Genomic DNA, 22,514 nt, shown 5'->3' on the forward strand with positions numbered 1-22,514 from the left:
TTTACTTTCCGGATTGGAAGTGGTTTCTCACCATTTCCAACTCCTGTTTGAGCGTGCTGTCTCTTCCTGCCAGGAAGTAAGCGCCTCTTACAACAGGACTGTTTATTTCCGATCTTTCCGTAATGGATAATTTACTATAACCATTTGCCTCGCTGATTTCATATGTCCAAGATCCTCTCATTTTAAAGGAGGAATCGGCCAAAATGATTTCTATCTTTTTGTTGGGAATGGTTTCTCCTCTTTCAAATGTCATATAGCCGCCCATATCCGTATGTTCTTTCCAAAGCTTGGGAATGGTAGTATCGTCTTTTTCGAGAACCTCCACTTTCAAAACTTCTTTTCTACGATTGGGAAGATCGTTTATATCGGTGATGTATTTCCAAATTTCTTCTTTGGATGCGCCTATCGCTTCCGATTTAGTTCCTTCGAACTTCGGATTCTGAAAGAATCCAATCCCTAAAAAAAGTCCTACAAGCAAGAGCAAAATCAAAGAAAGTGCAATGGAAAATTTTAAAGTTCGATTCATATCATTTTCTTCTTGCAGATTCTCCGTTTAGGCAAGAAGATTTGTTCCCTATATGCACCCAAACGAAGAGTTAATTCAAAAATTTTATACTGCTTTCCAATCCAAAGACGGAAACACGATGGCAACATCCTATCACACGGATGCGGAATTTTCCGATCCTGTTTTTAAAAACCTAAAAGGAAAAGAAGTGGGAGCCATGTGGCTTATGCTCGTAGAGCGCGGTCAAAATCTTACAGTCCGCTTTCAAAATGTAAAAGCCGACGACCAGAAAGGATCAGCCGATTGGGAAGCCGACTACAGCTTTAGTAAAACAGGTAGAATGGTTTATAACAAAATCCATGCGGAGTTTACCTTTCAGGACGGAAAGATCAAAACTCATAAAGACAGTTTCAGTCTTTGGAAATGGGCAGGGATGGCATTGGGAACTCCGGGAATCTTTCTGGGCTGGCTCCCTTCCCTTCAAAACAAAATTCGTAAGGAAGCAGTCACAGGACTGCAAATGTACATGAAGAGAAAAAAAATCAGTTAGTATTTTGGCATATTCGATAGTCCGCCGGCGTTGATCACATCTTTGAATCCCATGGATTCCAAAACGGATTTGGCGCTGGCACTTCGACCACCTGACGCGCAATAAACGACTATCGATCTGTCCCTAGCTCCAAACTCGGTCAGCCGCATTTCCACCTGATCGACGGGAATATTGACTGCACCGGGAAAATGAGTGATTTGAAATTCCTGAGGAGTGCGCACATCTACAACGAGAGCTCCTTCGGTTATCTTTTGTTTGACTTTATTCGAATCGGTTGCAAAGGAACTTCTGATTTTATAAAATAATAAAACAACCACTGCCACCAATATGAAAACTATAATGTATTTATTCATAAATCACTCTCCAACCTTGTTATTATATACTAGTTTGACTTGATCATCCTGTTCTATCTGCCGAAAAAAACAGGAGTAATATCCTGTATGACAGGCAGCACCTTTCTGGTTCGTGCGATACATGATATAATAAGGATTCTCAGAAATATAAATCTCTTTCAGATTTTGCAAATGACCGGATTCTTCACCTTTGACCCAAGGTTTGTTGCGGGACCTGCTGAAATAAGTTCCTATTCCCGTCTGCAAAGCCTGTTCTAACGAGGTTCTTTTTCCCCAAGCTAACATCAGTTCTTGTCCGGATTCATCCACTGCAAGAAAAGGGAAAAGTTCAGGGGCAAGTGTTAATAATCGGCCGAGTTCCGAATCGGAAACCAACACTTTTCCTTCTTTCCAAATGGAAACATATTCATCCTTAGTTATAGAAAGATCCGTCGTTGCCAAAAAACAATCATCGTCACAATCGACATACAATTGATAATCGGGATCGGCTTTATGTCGGTTCAACCAAAGGATCGTATTATCATAGTCGGAAATTTCCAAATGATAGGAAAAAGATTCCGATCTATTTTTTTCCAATAGAACTATGTTTGCATTTTTAGGAGGAGAGATCATTCAAATTTCCACAGATAAAATTTCAGTAGTTTTTGCTTTGCCCCGAAGAGCGAAACTTCCCAAAGATTTGAATTTGGCAGGAATAGAACTGATATCTTTCACTTCATCAAAAAGATCTTTGGAAATTAAAAAGGATTTTTTCACTTCCTTTCCCATTGATTCTATTCTACTGGCAACATTTACAGCATCGCCTATCACAGTGTATTCGAGTCTTGTGGAAATTCCGACATTTCCTACGATGACTGCACCGTGATGGATTCCAATTCGAATGGAAATCGGTTTTTCGTTTATAGTAATACGTTTTTCATTCCAATCCGTTACTTTTTTCTGCATGGCAAGCCCCGCAAGAATTGCATTCTTAGCATCCTCCGGAGATGGTTTTGGAGTTCCGAAAGTGACAAGCATTCCATCACCAATGAACTTATCCAATGTTCCTCTATGTTCGAAAATCGCTCCCATCATTTGAGAGTGATATTCCGATAAGAAAGACATTGTTTTCTCAGGACCGAGTTGCTCCGACATCTGAGTGAATCCGGCAATATCGCAAAACATAACAGCCACATTCATCTCTTTTCCGCCAGGTTGGAAAAAACTTTCCTCCGCAGTATCTATTTCATTGATAACATTAGGGGAAAAATAACGGGAAAGTTGACTCGACTTTACTTCGTTGGAAGCGGCAACTAACACTGTTTTTCTGATACGAAATGTCAAATATGCCAGAAAGAATCCCAAAATGCCGATGACTCCCATATTCATAATATAGTTATTTACATGGGCGGCACTTCCGAGAAGCGCTTCTTTAAAACTTTCCGTACTTAAAAATCTTGGATCGGCTTTAGCATATAATAAAATCCAAGCCTGACTCAATACAACTCCTAATGAATATAACAAAGGATAAATGGGTTGAATCGTAAATGCATTTAGTATCAATGTGCCCGCGATGATATAATGGGTGTATGTTTTGATCAAATAAGTCCTGGGGACGGACTCGCCTCCCACGGAATTGTACCAAACAAAAGGCAATAACGTGATAATGATCAAATCGATGGAAATACAAAACAACCCGATATAAAAAACTGCCTTGTTTTTCTTTATCAGTCGGATCATAATTGCCATAACAAACATTAAGCCAAGATTGACCAGGCTGATCATAAGAACTTCGTACAATGTCTGGGCAACGAAAAAGGTTACAATCAAGACCAAAAAAGAAACGAATACCTTTCCATAAAGACTGAAAACGATACCTTGGATCTCTTTTTCTTTTAAAATTTGTTCCGCTTGCGTTGCCATGATTGATTTGATCCGTCTTCTTTACTTAAGAAGATCTCCCGGTTCCGCATTTCTATCCGGAACAAAAAGTGATAAGGTTTTATCTTTTCCGGAAGCGAGTAGCATAGCTTCGGAAAGTCCGAACTTCATTTGTCTCGGTTTCAAATTGGCAACCACTACTACCTTCTTTCCGATCAGGTCTTCCGGTGTATAAGAAGATTTGATACCTGCAAATACATTTTTAATTCCTTTCTCCCCGAGATCCACTTTGACGTTTAGAAGTTTATCGGCACCTTCCACATGATTTGCTTCACGAATAAGTCCCACACGCAATTCGACTTTTGTTAGTTCATCAATGGTAATCGTACCCGAATCGGTAACTTCATTTGCAGGTTCCGTTTTCACTATTTCCAATTTGGTTTCCTTTTGTGCTTTTTCATAAGCTTCCTTCGTATCCTGGATCATTGCCTGGATGTTTTTTTCTTCCACTCTCTTGGATAACATCGCATAGGGAGCGAGTGTAATATTTTCCAAAGGCTTTCCAATACTTGCAAAATCCAGTTTATCCAAGTTATAAAGTTTTCGAACTTCTTCGCTGATCATTGGTGTAACAGGCGCTAAATATGTGAACAATATCTTAGCACAATTGCTCGATACGGTCACCACTTCACGGGCTTTTTCCGCATCCGTTTTTATCAAATTCCAAGGAGCATAATCATTTACATATTTATTCACCTTGTCTCCAAGGGAAGTGATCTCTCTCATCACCTTTGAATAATTGCGATTTTGATATGCGTCTTTGATTTCATCCTCTTTTGCGAGTAATTCTTCCAATAAAGATTTTCCTTCCGTTGTAAGAGATCCCAATTTGCGATCCAATTTATCCAAAATGGAAGTGGAAACCCTGGAAACCAAATTCACCAAATTGCCGATCAAATCCGAATTCACCCGGGAAACGAAATCATCAAAGGAAATATCCACATCTTCCATTCCGTTTCCTAAACGACATGCCATATAAAAACGGAAATGTTCGGGATCCAAATAACGGATGAAAGTCGATGCATTGATAAATGTTCCTCTGGATTTGGACATTTTTTCACCATTGACAGTCAAAAACCCGTGAACGTTTAATTGTTCCGGTGTTTGAAAACCCGAACCCATGAGCATCGCAGGCCAAAAAAGCCCATGGAAATAAAGAATGTCCTTTCCTATAAAGTGGACGATTTCTCCTTTACCGTCTTTCCAAAACTCGTTAAACTTCTGTTCGCTTTTAAAATAATTCAAAGACGATGCCATGTAACCGATAGGCGCATCCAACCAAACATAGAAAAATTTATTCTCTTCTTCCGGGATCGCAAAACCGAAGTAAGGGCCGTCCCGACTGATATCCCATTCCTGAAGGCCGGAACCGAACCATTCCTGCAATTTTTTCTGAGCGCCTTCTTGCAAACGGTTTCCGGTTTCCATCCATGTTTTCAATTTATCCTGAAAGTCCTGGAGTTTAAAAAACAAATGTTTGGATTCTTTCAGTACGGGGGTAGTTCCACACAAAGCACAATGGGAATCTTTTAGGTCCTTGGGAGAATAACTTGTACCGCAAACTTCACAGGAATCGCCATACTGATCTTTGGCACCGCACTTAGGACAAGTTCCCTTGATAAATCTATCTGGAAGAAACATATTATCATGTTCGCAAAATGATTGTTCTATGTTTCTGACAGCGATATGCCCGTTTTTCTTGAGAGTTCGGTAAATGGATTCCGAATAGGTTTTATTTTCCTCAGAATTAGTCGTATAATAATTGTCATACTCTACGTAAAAGGAAGTCAGATCCTTATAATGTTCTTTTTGTACTTCTCCGATCAATTCTTCGGGAGTTTTTCCCATTTTTTTTGCTGCGATCATAATAGGAGTGCCATGAGTGTCGTCGGCACAGAAGAAATAACATTCATTTCCAACTAACTTTTGAAAACGAACCCAGATATCGGTTTGTATTGCTTCCAAAACATGACCCAGATGGATGGAGCCGTTTGCGTAAGGAAGTGCGCTAGTAACAAGGATTTTTTTGCCCATAAGATAAGTTCCACTCTCCTGAAAGAAAGAAGCAATTCAGCCAATTTTTGGTAAATTTTAAGAAAACTTTCAAAAAATGAAGTTGAAGGGAATAAAATCGAAATTAGGATCATCGGTTGCGATGCCTAAGAAAATTTTGCAAAATCTGAAAAGAGTAAAGGAACATAAGAATTCCCACCCGGAATCCTTAAATCATTCGGGAGATTTTGAGGGAGACCTGCATATTGAGTATGCAAAAATTTTGCTTAGCCTCTGGTCTTATGCCTGCCATGTGGATGGTAAACTCAAATCTGGCGAAAGTGAGTTGGTTTCGGAAATGGTGAACGTTTTATTCGAACCGAATTGTCTTCTCAGCGAATACAAAGACAAACGTAAGGAAGTTTTACAAATTCTTTCCAAAACCTTTGACGAACCTCTTCCGATGAAAACGGTAACAAAGGCAGTAATCGATAACGACCAGTATGCTCTTAATTTTTTTGAAGATGCGGTTTGTATCGTTGCCTCCGACGGAACCATCAATCAGGAAGAACGTGAATTTTTAGACGAACTCGCACTGGAATTGCAAATTTCACTTATGGACAAACACCAGGTTGAAAAAAAATACATTTCTTGAACCGACCTTTTCCGCTTTTGTAATTATTTTCTTTCTGCTCTCCATTGTTCATTTGGAATCCCGTCCGGGGATGGGGGGCTCTTACCGATCTTCTTCCTCTTCAAGATCTTCTTTTAGTTCCGGTTCCAGTCATTCATCCTCCTACCGTTCCAGTTATACTTCTTCGACCCGATCTTCATCATCTAGTTCTAGTTATGCGTCAGGTAATTCATATACATTTACCCCGGAACCGACAGCATATTTTCGATCGGAAAATCACAAAATTTATATTCATTTCAAAGCGGACGGCGGAGCGACTGTAAGGGAAACAATGACTGTTCTTCCTAATACTGCAAAAGTAGGAATTGTCAGAAAAAAATTCCCGGTACTTTCCAATTGGAAGATCATCAAATCCTCGGTAATACCCGAAACTTATCAACTTTCCGCCTTGGATTGGCAGTTGGATATAAGCTGGCCTGAAGAAATCAATAAAACCGCAACGCCTTTGGAATTTACTTATGAATTAGAAAAAGGAATGGATTCCATAGGCAACCTATCAGTTGTTTATTGGGAGATTAATCATAACTCGTCACAAATCAATGGCTCTGGACTTGAAATTTCCTGGGATCCGGATATCCATTGGAAATCCTTTCAATTAAAAGAAAAATATTACGATGCCACTTTCTCCGGTTATATTACGAGGCCAGTTCCGCTCATAAAAACGGAAAACAAAGTTTCCGTCGATTTTTCTTCCCTTCGGCCCGATTGTACAGCCTTGGTATTGACCGCATTTCCGGAAACATTGCCTAACATAGGTTTAGCGAATGAAGGCCGCAATCCTAACGCTGAAAAAGATTTTTATACGGTCAAACAAACCACTTATATCCAAAAAAACGGAATCAACCGACATGAAGGCCAAATCAAAGTATTCCAAAAATCTTCCCTAGAATGGGAGACCCCTCATTTGGAATTCGACACGATGACTCATTATCTCGGTTCAGCCGGGGAAGGGTCTTTTGTTTCCCGATTTTTCCCCGATTACCAACTGGTTTTCGGAGTGGAAGGAGATCTGAAAACATCTTTCTGGCATCTATTCAGCGGACAGTTACTATCCGACAAATCCGAAGCGGACAATCAAAGTAGGAACTTAAAAGTCAGCAACGTCGCCTTTTTTAAATTAGGTGAAAACATGCGATCTTCCGATGGAAAAAAAGAAATCATCCGGTTTTCCCCTTTCCATTTGAGTAACTATTCCGCAGTCAAACTCGATTCTTTCTCTTTGGAAATCGTTCTTCCTGAAGAAACAGAAGAAAAGACGAATGTAAAATTGTTACTGACTCATTTGAATTCTTTTTCCGCTCCCATCGGAATTATGGAATTGCCTGCTGAAATTGAAAAAAACAAAAACCGGTTTACTGTAAATTGGAAAGCGACCTTTCCCGAAGGTTATTTGCCTTTGATTCAAATTGAAACGGAGAGTGATGCATTCCATACCAATCCTTTCCTAGTTTATTTTTCAGCATTACGGTTCTTTCTTCTAGCTCCCGGAAGCGGAAGCAATATCGGTTATTTGGTTTTCTCCACTTTATTATTAACTTCACCATTTTTACTTACTTACATATTTATAAGCATCGCAAAGAAAAAATTTCAAATTTTGCAAGCGAAAGGAATTACAGTAAGCCGAATCCGAGCAGGAGATCCGGATTTCAACGAAGCTGATTTTTTCGCCAAATCCAAGTTTATCGGTGAAAAAATTATTGAGTCTTGGTCAGCCGGGAATATGGAGCCTGTAAGACATTTCATTTCCGCAGGTGTATTTCAAAGATTTCAAATTCAATTGAAACTTTTAAAAGAAGTAGATATGAATCAAAATCTAATGAAGGATTTTACGATCCATCATCAAACGATTATAGGATTTGATTCCTTCGCCGATTACCAAACCGTTCATATGATGATGAGTTGCTCTGCCAAGGATATTACCGTTCCTATTTCCATGAGTAATTCGGACATTGAAAGAGAATTTAAAAATGCAAATAAAGGTAATTATCGTGAAGTTTATTCTTTTTCCAGAAAAACTTCCGCTATAACCCAAATCGAAAAAGATCTTGTTCACAACCAATGTCCTTCCTGTGGAAGTGATACGAATACCAGCCACATCACCACCAAATGTCAGTATTGTGGGAACATATTCAACTCGGGAGAGTATGATTGGGTTTTATCCGAAATCACCCAGGAAGTGGAATGGGATCCGAATCGTTTTGTAAATGATAAATCCTTTGCCGGAAAATATCCGGATTGTCCCACGTCAGTTCAATTATTGGAAGATAGAGCTTCTGCACTACTTTGGAAGTGGATTTATGCAAAGTCTTTGGGAGACGAAAGTATTTTAAAACGGGAAATCGCAAATCCCGCCATTCTCAAAAAAACAAAACAAAAAGAAGTGTTCTATATCCCGGTGATCGGCTCTGCAGAGATGCAAAATTTATACAAAGAAGGCAACTCGTTTCGGGCAAGTTGCCACTTCAGATGGAGTGCCGCAAGAAGTTATAATGCAATCCCGGAACACAAACGCAATGTTATGAAACTGGTTTTAAATACAAAGAGAGATGCCAAACTCGGATTCGGAGAATCTTCTTGTAAAAATTGCGGTGCGCCTTATCCTGAATTGGATGCGGCCCATTGTTCATACTGCAAAGAACCGATTCCCGAAACCATCGATGACTGGTTGTTAGACGATATTACATGATAAATTTAAAACCGATAAAAGCAATTGTATTTGATTATGATGATACGATTGCGCAAACAAGACAGATCAGATATAGAACATTGCAAACGATTGCAAATGAAGTTTTTGATTTCAAACTTTCACATGAAGAACTTGATTCCGCTTGGGGGATTCCGGGAAATGATTTTCTTCTGAAGATTTTTGGAAACCATTCTCAGGATTTGGATTTTCTTTGGAAAACTTATAATGGTTACTGTGACCTGGATGATAATATTTCTTACCCCGGTGCGAAAGAGTATATCCATCAATTTCAAAAACAATACCGGCTTGGTATCTTAAGTTCCTCCAGCTATAAAAGAGTTTTCAAAGAACTGGAACTTATGTCATTCGATTTAAATCTCTTTGTCAGCGTTCAAACTGCGGAAGATACAAATGTTCATAAACCGAATCCGAAAGTTTTCGATCCAATGACTTTCAAATTGGAGACATTCTCCATACGGAAAGAAGAAATTTTATATGTTGGTGATTCCATCAGTGACCACCATTCATCAACAGGTTGGGGGTTGCAATTTTTGGGAATAGCTCATGGCGAAAAAGAACGAACGGTTTTTGACCGGGAGAAAATCCCTTACGTGGAATCATTTGCAGAATTGGACAAAGTATTGAAGGAAAGCCAGTAGAGGGAAACACTGGGAAAGGGATATATTGTACTCCCCGCCCGATTCAGGGTGGGGAACTAGACCCGCCACCCAATGCATTCCTTCTATCACGCCACCTTGTTCTTGTAAAGCGATGATGAAACTTTCAGAAAAATTTTAACAATAAGTTCGCCTTTTTGCCCGATTTATCCCTACCTGAACCTAAGAACTCAATCGGGAATAACAAATCCAATGGCGGTCACTGATCACTTCCAAATGAAGTTTTCCATTCAATCTAAGCTTGGACAACATTGTTTGTAGTTCTTCTAACGTGTAAGCAGCGCATAAACTATTATAAAAATCTTCTTTTAAAATCTGTTTTTCTTCCTTTGCATATTTTTGCGTTAGATGATCTACTTCTTCAAACGAATCCGGGCGAAGTAGATCCGCAATAAAGATAAAACTCTCTTCATAAGTGGATCTTTGGATGGCGGCCCAAAAATCGTAAGGATCCGTCAGGTGATGCAATAAAGAATTCGAAAAGATAAGATCAAAACCCGATTCAGGAATCCAATCCTGGATTTTATAATTTTCCCAGACAATATTCGCATTAGAGTTTTTCTTTTGAAAATAATTCCGGTTCGAGGTCAACATCTCTTCCGAACCATCCACCGCATAAATCTTGCTAGTTGGAAATGTCTCAAACAATCGGTAGGTCATATCTCCCGAGCCTGCCCCCAAATCCAAAATGAGATCAGGATGGAATCTGGGATTCAGTTGATTCTTAAGAGCTTGGATGATCATAGAATGAGGGAGGGCAAAGTCCGCTTCCGAATAAGCGAGAACTTGTTCTTTACCTTCCATCAACTCAGGTTCGGGGATCCGATTGTACTTCAATAAACTCATTCGATAAAAGCTTTAAGCTCATTCATAAGGGAATTGAATCCCAAACTTCGTATGATAAAGAGCTTAACGTTCTCGTCGAAATACGCAAATCAAAAACGGAAACCCGGACATTGACTTGCACCGGGATTTAGGCATAAAAAAACCTCACAAGATTTGGTCTTCTCGTGAGGTTTTCTCTTCTAACCGGCTTTTTGAATTAAGCGGAAAGTGCTTGGTCGAGTAAATCTTTAGCAACTACTCTCAGTGCCATCACTTCTTCCGCACCTTCAAAAATGGAGAATACGCGAGCATCTACAAAGTATCGAGACACAGGATATTCTTCCGCATATCCCATACCGCCGTGAATTTGCATCGCTTCGCGGGCAACCCACTCGGCAATCTTAGACGCATACAATTTCACAAGAGTAGCTTCCATTTGACCTTTGTGATTGTCCAAAAGTGTAGCTACATAGTTTGTATACTGTCTTGTTGCCTGAACGATCATCGCCATCTTTGCGATTTTGAATTTAGTAAGAGTATAATCGTAAATCGGCTTCGAAAATACTTTTCTTTCTTGCGCATAACGAAGAGCAGCTTCCAAAGAAGCTTGCATCACGCCGTTCGCACGAGCAGCAGTTTGGATACGTCCACCGGCAAATCCTTCCATTTGGAAGTAAAAACCTTTTCCACGTCCCGCTTCTCCGCCCAAAAGATTTTCTTTCGGAACAAAGTAGTCTTCAAAAGATACTTCGTAAGAGTGCATTCCACGGTATCCAATCGTTCCGATTGCTTTTCCTTGGATGACTCCTCCGCCTTCTTGTTTATAATTGAACTCATGCCCAAGGAAACTCGGTTTTTCAGCAAGTAGGATGGAAAGACCTTTGTGTTTGAGGCTTGGGTCGGATTCCGTTCTGCAAAGAATCAGAAGCAAATTTGCATAACCTGCGAATGTACACCAGGTTTTTACACCGTTGATTACAAATCCGCCTGCTACTTCTTTTGCAGTTACGGAGATACCGGCAACATCGGAACCGTAATTCGGCTCAGTTACCATAATCCCTGCCATACGTTCACCGGATGCAAGTAGAGGAAGCCATTTGTCTTTTTGTTCTTGGGTTCCTCCTTTGAGGAGCGCCTTAGACATAATTTCAGGTCGGGTGATAAGTGATCCTGCAGCACCGAGAGATCCACGGGAAAGTTCTTCTGTTACAACTAACATAGATATGTTGTCAGGACGATCATCCGGTTGAATCCCTCCGAATTTTTCAGGAATACAAAGACCGAAACAGCCCATGTCTTTCAATCCGTTGATGATCTCTTCCGGGATCAAATCATCATGGCGGTGAACATGTTCCGCGCGAGGGACAACTACGTTTTCCGCAAAGTCTTTGAAGATTTGTCTGAAATTTTCATGATCTTCGGAAAGTCCGTAAGCACCGAAATGTCCGAGGTCTACGATCTTGTCCACGATCTCAGTATAGTTGTCAATCTTTGCAGCCGCTTCCACGTATGCGTTGATTTCATCCGTATATAGTTTGGAAAAAATTTCTTGGTAGGTAAGTTGATATTCTGCGGGTCTTGCAGATAATTCGGAACGAATGTTCGTGATGGTTTCTCCGACAAAGGAAAGAGCCATCTTTTGTTCCAACTCCCCTGTTCCTTTGGATGAGTCCCATGCATAGACGATAAAGTTCTCAGCCACACGTTGTTGTGCCGTCATCCAAGCGAGTTGGTAGAACACATGTTGGGTTTCGTCCATTTTACTGACGGAAACTTTTCCGTTGTCGGAATTTTTTTTCGCCAGACGTTGCGTTAGTTCTTTTAAGAGGGATGCTTGGGCTTGAAGGGCCTTTTCAGCTTGGGATTTTTCGAGTTTCACTGCCGTTGCGGTCATGCTAGTTTCATACCTGCGGGATGGTTTTATTCCAATATATAGAGGGAAAGTACCCTGTCATTTGCATTTTTTGACAATGCAGGTTGACGGATGGGCTAGAGTGACATAACTAGATCTAGTGGAAACAAAAGGAATTAGAATCATCGGAGTCGATCCAGGGTCTCATCGCGTGGGTTACGCCGTCCTGGACTTCCCGGATTCCAACCGTTCCAAACCGAACCTATTGGCCTATGGAACAATCGAAGTTGTTCCCAAAACCCCCTCGCCCGACAATCTGATTCAAATCAAAACGGAACTGGATCAAATTATAAACGAATTCAAACCGGAATTCGGTTCCGTAGAAGAACTTTTTTTCGTAACCAATGTGACCACGGGTATGAGGGTTTCCGAATCCAGAGGGGTCATCTTACTTAGCTTAGGTGAAAATAATATTCCCGTAGTTCAACCTACTGCCACTCAGGTAAAAAAAGGAATCTCCGCCAACGGAAATGCGAACAAAAAAGAAGTCCGCGCTGCAATCAAAATGATCTTAGGATTCCACGACCTGAAAGGCCATGACGACTCTTGGGACGCCATAGCCGTAGCATTTGTAGGAAAATCCTTACTTCACGGTTTCGGACAGCTTAAAATAAAATCCTCAAAGACCTGAGAGATATATAGTTTACTCTTAAAAGGAAGACCCGTACTACTCGCGGAAATTTCTTCTCCTTCGTTTGCATACACTTCGGATACTTCATTTGTTTTTCCATCTATGCGAAAGATTTGGGAAGGAGAAATATTTTCTTTATCGGATGCATGCTTTAAGAAACGCCAAGTGGAAATATGGCCTGCTACCCATAAGTCTCCTTTTTCATCCTGAATGATATTATCAGGACCGCTTCCGATAGAAATCTTTTTCAAATACTTTAAATCCGGAAATCCGTTTTGGTTTCTTTGAATTTCATACACAAATAAAGCCTGTTCCCAAAATACGGATCTGTATAATTTTTCAATACCATCTTCCTTTCGAATCAGAATCCCATTACCCAATAACACTGGTTTATCTAAGTGATGGAATTTATTACCGTCATAATAAGCGATATCGGCTCTACCGTTTCGAATCAAAAGATCCCAGAACTGTCTCGTTTTGCCCGGACTGCCATGATCGTTGGAAACAAAGATCTCTCCCGATTCAGTAAGAAACAAATCATTCGGGCTGGTCAGGCTTTCATCTTCCAGAGTTTTTTTATGAACCCAGGTTTTTCCATCGTGTTCGAAAATTTCTACCGTATGAGGACTTACTTCTCTTAGGGTATGAGAAATCACCGCCAAAGTATCTTTTCCTTTTACCTTCGCATAACTAAAACCATGTGGCCTGAAGTTTTCCGGATAGTTTGTTTTGACAAGGGTAACGGTGGCCTCTTTAGAAACACCAGTCGGATCAAAGAGAAAGAGTCCGCCGAGCGACTCCATATTACGCCTGTTATGACTCGATATGACAATGTTAGGTTTTCCATTAACAGAGACTAGTTCTATATCCTCGGGACCCGGAACCCCTGCGATTCGGAAACAGCCTTCGATTGGCTTTTTTTGCACCTGAGCACTGCAAGAAAGTGCAAAACTAATAAAAATTGCTACAAAAACAAAATGAAATCGGAACATGTACTTAAGTTTAGCAGATTGCGGTATTTTCACTAGAAATTAATATTTCACTTGCCCTTTTTGTGCAGTGCAAAATAATGGAATCATATAAGGGAGCAAACTCCTATGAGCAATGTGGAAAACAAAATACATGGAATCGTAAACGCTAGTATCGGAGCTGTCAAAACTTCTAAAGAAGTTTGGGAAAAGCTCGTAGTTGATCTGAACGACAAAAGAAGTCAGTTCGAAACCAACTTCAAAAAACTGTCTGAGCAAGGTGAAAAAGATACAAGCGATGGAGCTCTGAAAGTAAAAATGGGCGTTGCTTGGGGAATCGTTCGTATAGACGAGTTCAAAGACAATGTCGTAAATTACTTCAACAAAGAAAGAGAAGCGAAAAAACAAAAGCCCTCTTCTTAAAATTAAACCGTTCTCACCATCCTGAATTTATTCCAGCAGGCGAAAGTCTGCTGGTTTTTTTGTTTTTGGGGAAAGAAAAACAATCGGAGTGACCGGATTTGAACCGGCGACCCCTTGCCCCCCAGACAAGTGCGCTACCGCTGCGCTACACCCCGTGTTTCTTAGTCAAAAAAACAAAACGAAGGCGCCGGTCAAGGGTTTATGGTTGTATTTAGAAAGAAATCCAATCAAAGACCTCGGTCAAAAAATCTAGCAGGAGTTAACTGATTTATTGTTGACTGAAGCAATCGGGTCTCAAACATTGCCCAGTATTCTTATGAAAAAAAACTTACTCTTGTTAAATATTGTCTGTCTGTTATTGTTCAATTGCGATAAACTTAAACCAAGAAAGAATGAAAACAAAAACGACGAAAATCTGCTCTTAGGATTGAGTCTTATCAATGCTGCAAATCAAATACCGTGTACGAATGTAACAGTTTCATCAAAAGATTTGGTGATCAATCCGCCCGTAAATCTTTGTTACAAACAAACTTATACAGAAGGAAATACATTTGTATTTTTATACTTTCCAGAAACCGGGACTTATACTCTTGATTCTTATTATAAGCCAGGGACAAGCAAAAGGTTAAACGCCATATTGAGAACATGTGATAATCCATCGACATGCATCCAGGAAGCCGAATCTTCTTCTGTAAATTCAAAAATCATAGATACTTTTATTCCTTCAGGGACGGTAGCTACAGGTAAAAGTTTTGAAATTACAATTACTGAGGCAAAAACCTATCGGTTGGTTCAATACTTAGTTTCAAGCACTGGTCCAAGTATTTATATATGTATATCTGGCTGCCCTAGCACAAGCTCTACGGATAACTATGTCAGTACAAAAATAACTAAAAACAAGTAATATCAGTCATCCAAAATGTCAGGCGACATTGCCCAGATGATTTGTCCATGTGCGAATTTTTCACGAGCTACATTGATCGCTACCGTCGAACCCGGTTGAAATACTAGATTGTCCGTCAGACAAGTATTTCCCAAAAGCTGTGCTGCAAAATAAGTAATATCCGGATTATGTCCAACTAACAAGACAGTATCGGAATTGGTAAGTTTTAATAGATTGGGAAGGATGTGAGAACAACCGACTCCGGCAGCAAGTTCGTTTGCCTGAACCGGTGATCCTTTGAAATTGATTTCTTCCGAAAGGATTTCGGCTGTTAAGCGGGTGCGGGTATAGGGACTATAGTAGACTTGACTCACGTTTAAAGATGAGTTGTTGATGAACCTACCGATTTTATGAATGTCTCTTACCCCTTTTTCCGTCAAGGTACGAGACTGATCCGATTTTGCTGAAGCAGGATCTTCCGCTTCGCCATGCCGAACCAAAATGATCTTCATTCTTAAGATCTCCTAAGCCCAAGATTGAAAGCGTTGCTTTCGTAATAAACAAAAAATTAATGAATTTCTTGCGATTTTCTCTTTGGGCTGAATCCTACTCTATATGACGGACAAACCTTACAGAAAAAATGTAGGTATAGTTGTTTTTAATGCACAAGGCCGAGCGATCGTCGGAGAAAGAGTTGAATTTCCCGGATCCTGGCAATTTCCCCAGGGAGGGATTGATGAGGGAGAAGATTACCTGGCTGCCGCCGAACGAGAACTCTATGAAGAAATCGGCGTAAAGGATGCTACCTATGTAGGGGAGTACAAAGATTGGCTCGACTACGATTTTCCCAACTTCCTCAATCTCCACGCAGAGTTGCAAAAATTCAAAGGGCAAACCCAAAAATGGATTTTATACTATTGGGATCATCCGATAGAGGACTGTACTTTAGACCATTTCGAAAGGGAATTTATTTCTATAAAATATATGGATTTATTGGAAATTCCCAAACTAGTCGTGGATTTTAAAAAGCCTGCCTATGAAAAGTTTGTCCCATTTTTCTTTACACTCGTTCAAAATTACATTGCAGACTTAAAAAAATAACATAATTTAGATAACAAAGCTAGGAGCAAAACCGTTTGGGAAAATCAGAAGAGAAAAGAGCACGAATCGTTGTTAGGGGAACGGTGCAAGGTGTAGGATTTCGTTATTATATTATGCAAAAAGCGCAAGAAATGCGACTCAAAGGTTATACTCAAAATCTTCCCAATGGAGAAGTGGAAGCAGTAGTAGAAGGTGATAAACTTTTTATAGAAGATCTTTACCGTGCCATGCAAAGAGGCCCTACAAAAGCAAAAGTTACGGACCATGCTATCGATTGGGCGGACGCCAAAAATCAATTCAGAACATTTTCCATCAAAAGGTAATTCTATTTCATGAAAAAAAGACGTTTAGGTAGAACAGGTTTGGTCGTGTCCGAAATCTGTATGGGAACCATGACATTCGGTTCCTCATGCGATGAATCGGAAGCATTTCGTATTTTAGATAGAGCTTATGATGCAGGAATTGATTTTTACGATACCGCGGAATTATATCCTGTTCCCCCCCAAAAATCCTGGGTCCACCGTACGGAAGAGATATTCGGCAAGTGGTTAAAAACAAAACCAAGAGATGGAATTCTCATCGCGACCAAAGTTGCGGGTCCCGGACACGGCTGGTTCAATCCCCCCGTGAGAGAAGGGAAAACATCCTTGGATAAATATCATATCCGACGTGCCATCGAGGGATCTTTGACCCGTATGGGGATCGAAACAATAGATCTTTACCAAACTCATTGGCCTGATCCGGACATGCCTTATGATGAAACTATGGAAGCATTGACGGAACTGAAAGAAGAAGGTAAGATTCGTTATGCGGGCTGTTCCAACGAGACTTCTTTCGGACTCATGAAGAGTCTCTGGACTTCCGACAAATACAATCTGATTCGTTACGAATCGATTCAAAACAATTTCAGTATTTTAAACAGACGATTTGAAGACGAATTGGCACAAGTATGCCGTAAAGAAGGAGTTTCCTTGCTCCCCTATTCTCCGTTAGCAGGTGGAGTTTTGACGGGCAAATACAATGTGGAATTACCTCCGGAAGGATCCAGGTTTATCCGTTATACCAAAGAGGGAGATCGTCAGAAAAAAATGGCAAACAGGTTTTTGAATGATGCGACTCTCGCTTCGACAGCCGAAATTCTAGTCATTGCAGAAAGAGCGGGAATCACTGCGACTGCGTTATCAGTCGCATGGAGCAAACAACACGATTTCGTAGCTTCCACGATAATCGGCGCCAATACCGTGGCTCAATTGGAAGAATCGTTGAAAGCCGCTGATCTGACTTTATCCGATGATGTATTGAATGAACTCAATGTTCTTTCGAAAAAAATTCAATATCCTATGGGATAGTTTACGAATAGAATGATAGGACACAGGAAATGACAATTAAGATTCAAAAAGGAATCGATTTTTTACTGAAGAAAGGACTTATACTTTTTGTACTCTTTCTGTTATTTCCCGAATGTTCCACTTTCGGACCCAGAAACGCGCAAAGTTCATTGATTATCGTTCAGATGACGTTGCAAAAAGACGAACTCTTGTTAGATGAATTAATCGATCCCCGTTTCCAAAAGGTAACCCTACGGAAAGGGGATTTCGTTTACGAATATTCCGAAAACTCGGAACATTATTACTACTTTCAAAACCTAAAAGAAGGTCAGTATGAAATTTATGACGCGGTTCATCTTCTGAATCGCGGTGCATCCGATTTTCCTTACGGTTCCACCAAACAACCTTCCAAAATAGATATTGATTTTGACAAAAAAGAAATCGAATCATCCCGATTGAATTTGGAACCGGGGACAGTCGTATTTCTCGGAACCTTTCATGTAAGGGTTACTTTCAAATTTCAAGATGAGCCTGTGATCACGATCAGGCAGTCCAAAACAGTGGAAGAAGAAAGATTGGCATTGGAACATTTATATAAAAATTATCCCCGGAACGCTTGGGGGCAAAAAGCAAAAGCAAGATTGAAATTTTTAAATTCTTTTGCCCCTTAAGTGAAAGTAATCAAAACCGGATTGCGGATCAGATAATCGTATGCAATTCCGGATTTTCATACAAATGAGGTACGGAATTCCAGCTAACAGGCTCTAAATGATTTCCTTCTTTTTTGAAAATGCTCAACGATGAATTTAAAATCGATTTCATAAAAACGGGAAACTTTCTTTTTTCCATTCCGCAAGCAAGCCCCATTGCAATGGCGACAGGAGTACTGGAAGAAACGACTAAACTGCTTTTTACATCTTTTGGGATGGATTCGAATCCTAATGCAATTCTGTTCACGTATTCGCTGAAACTATACGGTTCAACCGGGTCCCAAATTTCATTCACCCAGTCATCTAACACTCGTTGAATGAGTTCCTGGAAAAAATCTCTGGTTTTAGTATCTCCGTTTTCCCAAGCGGTTTTGTAATCTTCATACAATTTTGCAAAATCGGAATCCTTGTTTCTGATTTTTGCCGCAAGAGAAAGCCATAAGCGGGGATCGAATTCATTCCAATTTTCATTTTCAATCGAATCGGGAATACAGAACTTTTCATTTTGAAAGGATTCCAAAATCCCCGATGCGGTTTGTTTTTGCCTTTGCAAGCTTCCCGTAAAAACAGAATCAAATTCGATTCTTTGCTGGATAAAATAGCGTCCCAACAATCTGGCTTGGGTTTTACCTAAGTCAGTAAGAGTATCGTAGTCTTTTCCCAATCTATCGGCTTGACCATGCCGAACAAGATAAATCAATCCCATCTATACGTTGAACCTCGGATTGGAAACGGAGAGATTGTTTTTAAGGCCCAATTTGATTTGGTTCCAAATCTCCGATCCTACTTCCGCATTTTTTGTTTCTCGCAATTGTTTGGCGAGAAGAGAATTCCAATCTTTCAATCGGCTGAGTTTTTCCTTACGAGGAAGCGCCTTGAATTGATCAGTAGTAAGATTTATATCCTTTAGAATCGAGCTAAGTTTTAACAAAGACTGAAATTCTTCCTGACTTTGCTCATCTTCCTTCTCCGATTCCCGTATGATGACTCCCAACATATTCCAACTAACAAGTGTCTTGTACGATAAAAGCTCATCTGCTTCGATTTTCGGTAAAATTTCTTTGATCAGCAAATCCTGAATGGTGGATAATAATTCTTTGGCTTCGGGTCTATATTGCATTTTCAGCCTCTTCTATCAGTCGTATCGCTTCCCATTCCATTTCTGCGGTTCTTCTTCCGATGGCAGCAAGTTCGATTCCTTTGTCTTTTCCGGAAAGGTGACGTTCCGCTTGTTGGGCCGATCCGATCGCCCAACGCAGATTGCCCATAATTTCCCAATAACGGACCTTAGTTGCTAAGATAGGAACTTTATTATAATCGGAATAAGCATTATAAAAATCAGCCCGATCTCCAAATCCGCCTACTTCCTTATTCAACTTGCCGAATCTCCAATCCCGCATACAAAGCCAGGCAACATCTTCGTGCCTGTCTCCCCAATGAGCAAATTCATAATCCAGAATCCCTTGCAAACCTTCTTTGGTGATCATAAAATTTCCGGTTCGATAATCTCCGTGAACCAGAACGATCGCATCCACATCCGGTTTATTTTTTTCCAACCAATTGAGAGAGATTTCAATCGCAGGATGAGACTCGGGGAGTTCGTCCAAAGACCTGCGTAAATCATCGATGGAAGTTTGAACGTAAGTTTCCCTGGTAGTGACTTTTAATTTTTGTTTGAGTTCTTCGTCTTTTACAGACTCGGGGATTACGGAATGCAAACGGGCAAGATTTTCACTTAAGTCGGTTACCATTCTTGTCTTTCTGTATTCGTTTAGTTCCGCATCTTTGATGATATATCTGCCAGTTGCCTTTCCCGAAATTTTTTCCATCAGGAAAAAAGGGGCGCCGATGATATTTGCATTCTCTTCCAAATAAATCGGTTCCGGTGTTTTGACACCCGCAGCATAAGCAAGACCTGCAACTTTATACTCGTCTTTTTTGGAAAGAGAGGACAAAAGAGATCCTCCCTTATCGGTTCGGAGTACTACGTTTTTTTCCTTACTTTGGGAAGAATCATCGACTGATAACCGTATTGCGAAATTATCCTGACATGCCCCTCCGCTCAAATGAACGATATCCTGGATTTGAACGGAATTTTTCCAAATGCTTGTTAGATGGGATTCTAATGCCGGTTTTAGTTCTGCGATTTCCATTTATGCATCCCATTTCCCGGAAACATAATTTCGTCCGATTACCATTTTATGAACTTCCGACGGGCCGTCTGCAATCCTTGCAGCTCTTGCATCTCTATAAAACAATTCCAACGGAAGATCTCTGGAATAACCTTTTCCTCCGCAAATTTGAATCGCAGTATCCACAGTCTTGCAAAGAGATTCGCTCACTTTCCATTTTGCCATGGAAATTTCCTGACGTGCATCCTGACCTGTTTGCAAAAGCCAACCGGCCTTTAGTGTTAATAAAAATCCCATTTCAATTTCAGTGGCACATTCAGCAAAAAGCCATTGGATACCCTGATGTTCCGCAATCTTGGAACTGAATACCTCCCTCTCTTTTGCATACTCGCGTGCAATGGAAAGGGCTCTGCGCGCAAGGCCCGTCCAACGCATACAATGTGTTAAGCGAGCGGGACCGAGTCTTTCCTGAGAGAGTCTAAATCCTTCTCCCACCCGACCGAGTACCATATCTTCCGGAACTTCCACGTTTTCAAAATTAAGTTCGCAATGTCCACCCGGTCCGTGAGAACCCATGAGTCCGATCTCCCTTACCATCGTATAACCTTTGGCAGTTGTAGGAACAAGAAACATCGTGGTTTTGCGGAAACTCCCGTTTACCTTTGCCATTACTATGATGTATTTTGCTCCGTTAGCGCCGGTGCAATACCACTTTCGACCGTTTAATATGAATTTATCACCGACCTTCTCCGCGTTGGTTTGCAAACTGGTCGGGTCGGAACCTGCACCGGGAGAAGGTTCCGTCATAGCAAAGCCTGTTCGTAAAGTTCCCTCGCAAAGAGGATGTAAAATCAATTCTTTTTGTTTGTCCGTTGCGGCCAGAGCAAGAAGGTGCATATTACCTTCGTCAGGTGCATCGCAATTGAATATGTAAGGAGCGATTGGCGAACGACCCAATTCACTGAATATGATACAAGTTCCCAATTGATCCAATCCCAGGCCGCCTTCTTTTTTGGAAAGATGCGGAGTCCAAAAGCCTGCGGCTTTTACTTTAGCGCGGGCTTGTTGATTAATGTTTTCCGGCATTCGCCCGGTTTCATAATCATAATGTTTTTCCAGGGGAATGATTTCGGATTCAACAAATTCACGCATTTGTTTGCGGAGCGATTCTACGGATTCAGGTATTTGAAAGTCCATTGAATCACAGATTTAGCTTATGAAACTTAGAAAGTAAAACTTAATTTTAAATATGAGTTTGGAAAACCGGTTTTTGTCGTTTGGAATTTCTTCTCACTTCGAAATGCAAATGTGGACCGGTCGCTCTACCTGTCATGCCCACTTCCCCGATCTTTTGGCCTTTACGGACTTTGTCACCGTGTTTTACATGATACTTGCTCAAATGTCCGTACCGGGTTTCATAACCCATCTCATGTTTGACAATTATCAAGTTGCCGTATCCGCCGTTTTCCCCGCGAAAATTCACGATCCCATCCTGAGAAGCGAGAACATCTGACCCTTGTTCTGCGGCAAGATCGACTCCTCCGTGGAAAGTCTGTTTTTTTGTAAAAGGATCGTTTCTTTTTCCGTAACCGGATGTGAGAAGTGCTCCTTCCAAAGGAGATAGAAATCCGAATCCGTAAAAAAACGATTTTTCCCTTTTACCCATCATGACACCGGGAATAAACCATTTCCCCCGGGATTCGTCAAATTGAAGTTTGTCCGATGCGATATTGTATTTTTTCGATATCTCCGATTTCGCCTGATCCGTATTAGCTGAATCTTCGGGATGAAAAACTCCTCGCATATTCGGAATTTCCAGAATCATTCCTTCCGCCAAATCATGCGGAGAGCTTAATTCGTTTGCAGAAGATAATGTTTCCAAATCCATTCCGGTACGAGCCATGATCTTGAAAAAGGAATCATCTTTTTTAACTTTGTATTGGAAGTATTTAAGAGGTATGAGTTTGTCATCCGAAACGGGAGAACGGGACAATCGTAAGTTTTCCTTCACCTGAGTGCGAAGGTCTTTGAGACGAGGATTCGAATAATCCAAATTTGCAAGTGTAATGGGTGTGGCAAAAAGGTTGATTACAGATAAAAAAGCCAAAGGAAAAACAAATTTTGGAAACCTTCTCAAGTCTTACACTCCATCACTTCTAAGGAGAAGATCGGCTGATTAGAAAAAAACGATGACGATAATCCCTCAAAACCGAATCTGGGAAGC

General features: G+C 40.6%; 25 protein-coding genes and 1 tRNA gene. 11 read left to right on the top strand and 15 right to left on the bottom strand.

The window, feature by feature from the left end:
• Position 1: 1 nt before the first annotated feature.
• Positions 2 to 526, bottom strand: a complete 525-nt coding sequence (locus DI077_RS17440; protein WP_109021550.1) for an SRPBCC family protein — start codon at positions 524 to 526, stop codon at positions 2 to 4.
• 52 nt (positions 527 to 578) lie between these two features.
• Here DI077_RS17440 and DI077_RS17445 point away from each other — a divergent pair, with 52 nt between their 5' ends.
• Entirely contained in the window at positions 579 to 1,055 is a 477-nt protein-coding gene (locus DI077_RS17445; protein ID WP_109021551.1) for a nuclear transport factor 2 family protein, read from the top strand.
• On the opposite strand, the gene DI077_RS17450 is transcribed toward DI077_RS17445, so the two are convergent.
• The 4 genes from DI077_RS17450 to metG are packed head-to-tail and all read right to left on the bottom strand — an operon-like array spanning position 1,052 to position 5,362.
• Positions 1,052 to 1,408: a rhodanese-like domain-containing protein gene (locus DI077_RS17450; RefSeq protein WP_109021552.1), complete on the bottom strand. Its 357-nt coding sequence runs from the start codon at positions 1,406 to 1,408 to the stop codon at positions 1,052 to 1,054. The two genes, DI077_RS17445 and DI077_RS17450, sit on opposite strands and share 4 nt — an antisense overlap.
• A 3-nt stretch (positions 1,409 to 1,411) precedes the next feature.
• On the bottom strand, positions 1,412 to 2,020 hold the full coding sequence (locus DI077_RS17455) for a phosphoribosyl-AMP cyclohydrolase (RefSeq protein WP_109021553.1): 609 nt from the start codon (positions 2,018 to 2,020) through the stop codon (positions 1,412 to 1,414).
• Positions 2,021 to 3,310, bottom strand: coding sequence for an adenylate/guanylate cyclase domain-containing protein (locus DI077_RS17460; RefSeq protein ID WP_109021554.1), 1,290 nt, complete (start codon positions 3,308 to 3,310; stop codon positions 2,021 to 2,023).
• A 21-nt stretch (positions 3,311 to 3,331) separates the two neighbouring features.
• On the bottom strand, positions 3,332 to 5,362 hold the full coding sequence (metG, locus tag DI077_RS17465) for a methionine--tRNA ligase (protein ID WP_109021555.1): 2,031 nt from the start codon (positions 5,360 to 5,362) through the stop codon (positions 3,332 to 3,334).
• A 121-nt stretch (positions 5,363 to 5,483) separates the two neighbouring features.
• Between metG and DI077_RS17470 the strand changes: the two genes are divergently transcribed.
• From DI077_RS17470 to DI077_RS17480, 3 genes are read left to right on the top strand one after another with little or no spacing between them, the layout of a single operon-like run.
• Positions 5,484 to 5,975 (top strand): tellurite resistance TerB family protein, encoded by a 492-nt coding sequence (locus DI077_RS17470; protein ID WP_242935270.1) that lies wholly within the window; start codon positions 5,484 to 5,486, stop codon positions 5,973 to 5,975.
• Positions 5,953 to 8,700 (top strand): Tim44 domain-containing protein, encoded by a 2,748-nt coding sequence (locus tag DI077_RS17475; protein ID WP_174705655.1) that lies wholly within the window; start codon positions 5,953 to 5,955, stop codon positions 8,698 to 8,700. The genes DI077_RS17470 and DI077_RS17475 overlap by 23 nt, the downstream gene beginning before the upstream one ends.
• Positions 8,697 to 9,359: an HAD family hydrolase gene (locus DI077_RS17480; protein ID WP_109021557.1), complete on the top strand. Its 663-nt coding sequence runs from the start codon at positions 8,697 to 8,699 to the stop codon at positions 9,357 to 9,359. The genes DI077_RS17475 and DI077_RS17480 overlap by 4 nt, the downstream gene beginning before the upstream one ends.
• A gap of 180 nt (positions 9,360 to 9,539) precedes the next feature.
• Here the strand turns inward: DI077_RS17480 and DI077_RS17485 are convergent, their stop codons facing one another.
• Complete coding sequence (locus tag DI077_RS17485) at positions 9,540 to 10,223, bottom strand: class I SAM-dependent methyltransferase (protein WP_109021558.1); 684 nt, start codon at positions 10,221 to 10,223, stop codon at positions 9,540 to 9,542.
• A 196-nt stretch (positions 10,224 to 10,419) separates the two neighbouring features.
• Entirely contained in the window at positions 10,420 to 12,096 is a 1,677-nt protein-coding gene (locus tag DI077_RS17490; protein ID WP_109021559.1) for an acyl-CoA dehydrogenase family protein, read from the bottom strand.
• 133 nt (positions 12,097 to 12,229) lie between these two features.
• On the opposite strand from DI077_RS17490, the gene DI077_RS17495 reads away from it, so the two are divergent.
• Positions 12,230 to 12,745: a crossover junction endodeoxyribonuclease RuvC gene (locus tag DI077_RS17495; RefSeq protein WP_109022159.1), complete on the top strand. Its 516-nt coding sequence runs from the start codon at positions 12,230 to 12,232 to the stop codon at positions 12,743 to 12,745.
• Here the strand turns inward: DI077_RS17495 and DI077_RS17500 are convergent.
• The gene (locus tag DI077_RS17500; RefSeq protein WP_109021560.1) at positions 12,703 to 13,737 is read right to left on the bottom strand and encodes an arylesterase; all 1,035 of its coding nucleotides are present in this window, start codon (positions 13,735 to 13,737) and stop codon (positions 12,703 to 12,705) included. The two genes, DI077_RS17495 and DI077_RS17500, sit on opposite strands and share 43 nt — an antisense overlap.
• A gap of 105 nt (positions 13,738 to 13,842) precedes the next feature.
• On the opposite strand from DI077_RS17500, the gene DI077_RS17505 reads away from it, so the two are divergent.
• Positions 13,843 to 14,136 (top strand): LIMLP_16025 family protein, encoded by a 294-nt coding sequence (locus DI077_RS17505; RefSeq protein ID WP_109021561.1) that lies wholly within the window; start codon positions 13,843 to 13,845, stop codon positions 14,134 to 14,136.
• A gap of 83 nt (positions 14,137 to 14,219) precedes the next feature.
• On the opposite strand, the gene DI077_RS17510 is transcribed toward DI077_RS17505, so the two are convergent.
• Positions 14,220 to 14,291, bottom strand: a tRNA-Pro gene (locus DI077_RS17510).
• A 119-nt stretch (positions 14,292 to 14,410) separates the two neighbouring features.
• Between DI077_RS17510 and DI077_RS17515 the strand changes: the two genes are divergently transcribed.
• A complete protein-coding gene (locus DI077_RS17515; protein ID WP_135354920.1) occupies positions 14,411 to 15,040 on the top strand; it encodes a hypothetical protein in 630 nt (209 codons plus the stop codon).
• Positions 15,041 to 15,042: 2 nt separating this feature from the next.
• On the opposite strand, the gene sixA is transcribed toward DI077_RS17515, so the two are convergent.
• Positions 15,043 to 15,531, bottom strand: coding sequence for a phosphohistidine phosphatase SixA (sixA, locus tag DI077_RS17520; RefSeq protein ID WP_109021563.1), 489 nt, complete (start codon positions 15,529 to 15,531; stop codon positions 15,043 to 15,045).
• Between the two features lie 103 nt (positions 15,532 to 15,634).
• Between sixA and DI077_RS17525 the strand changes: the two genes are divergently transcribed.
• The 4 genes from DI077_RS17525 to DI077_RS17540 are packed head-to-tail and all read left to right on the top strand — an operon-like array spanning position 15,635 to position 18,119.
• Positions 15,635 to 16,120 carry an RNA pyrophosphohydrolase gene (locus DI077_RS17525; protein ID WP_109021564.1) on the top strand — a complete coding sequence of 162 codons (486 nt, stop codon included), beginning with the start codon at positions 15,635 to 15,637 and terminating at the stop codon, positions 16,118 to 16,120.
• 35 nt (positions 16,121 to 16,155) lie between these two features.
• Positions 16,156 to 16,443 carry an acylphosphatase gene (locus tag DI077_RS17530; protein WP_109021565.1) on the top strand — a complete coding sequence of 96 codons (288 nt, stop codon included), beginning with the start codon at positions 16,156 to 16,158 and terminating at the stop codon, positions 16,441 to 16,443.
• Positions 16,444 to 16,452: 9 nt separating this feature from the next.
• Positions 16,453 to 17,469 (top strand): aldo/keto reductase, encoded by a 1,017-nt coding sequence (locus tag DI077_RS17535; protein ID WP_109021566.1) that lies wholly within the window; start codon positions 16,453 to 16,455, stop codon positions 17,467 to 17,469.
• 29 nt (positions 17,470 to 17,498) lie between these two features.
• Complete coding sequence (locus DI077_RS17540; protein WP_242935271.1) at positions 17,499 to 18,119, top strand: hypothetical protein; 621 nt, start codon at positions 17,499 to 17,501, stop codon at positions 18,117 to 18,119.
• A 28-nt stretch (positions 18,120 to 18,147) separates the two neighbouring features.
• On the opposite strand, the gene DI077_RS17545 is transcribed toward DI077_RS17540, so the two are convergent.
• From DI077_RS17545 to DI077_RS17565, 5 genes are read right to left on the bottom strand one after another with little or no spacing between them, the layout of a single operon-like run.
• Positions 18,148 to 18,864, bottom strand: a complete 717-nt coding sequence (locus DI077_RS17545; RefSeq protein WP_109021567.1) for a histidine phosphatase family protein — start codon at positions 18,862 to 18,864, stop codon at positions 18,148 to 18,150.
• A complete protein-coding gene (locus DI077_RS17550; protein WP_109021568.1) occupies positions 18,865 to 19,278 on the bottom strand; it encodes a DUF6285 domain-containing protein in 414 nt (137 codons plus the stop codon).
• The gene (locus DI077_RS17555; RefSeq protein WP_109021569.1) at positions 19,268 to 20,311 is read right to left on the bottom strand and encodes a phosphotransferase family protein; all 1,044 of its coding nucleotides are present in this window, start codon (positions 20,309 to 20,311) and stop codon (positions 19,268 to 19,270) included. Before DI077_RS17555 ends, DI077_RS17550 begins: the two co-directional genes overlap by 11 nt.
• Positions 20,312 to 21,487 (bottom strand): acyl-CoA dehydrogenase family protein, encoded by a 1,176-nt coding sequence (locus DI077_RS17560; protein WP_109021570.1) that lies wholly within the window; start codon positions 21,485 to 21,487, stop codon positions 20,312 to 20,314.
• Between the two features lie 46 nt (positions 21,488 to 21,533).
• Positions 21,534 to 22,427, bottom strand: coding sequence for a LysM peptidoglycan-binding domain-containing M23 family metallopeptidase (locus tag DI077_RS17565; protein ID WP_109021571.1), 894 nt, complete (start codon positions 22,425 to 22,427; stop codon positions 21,534 to 21,536).
• Between the last annotated feature and the right edge of the window lie 87 nt (positions 22,428 to 22,514).

Source organism: Leptospira kobayashii, assembly GCF_003114835.2.
In the GTDB taxonomy this organism is placed as follows: Bacteria; Spirochaetota; Leptospiria; order Leptospirales; family Leptospiraceae; genus Leptospira_A; species Leptospira_A kobayashii.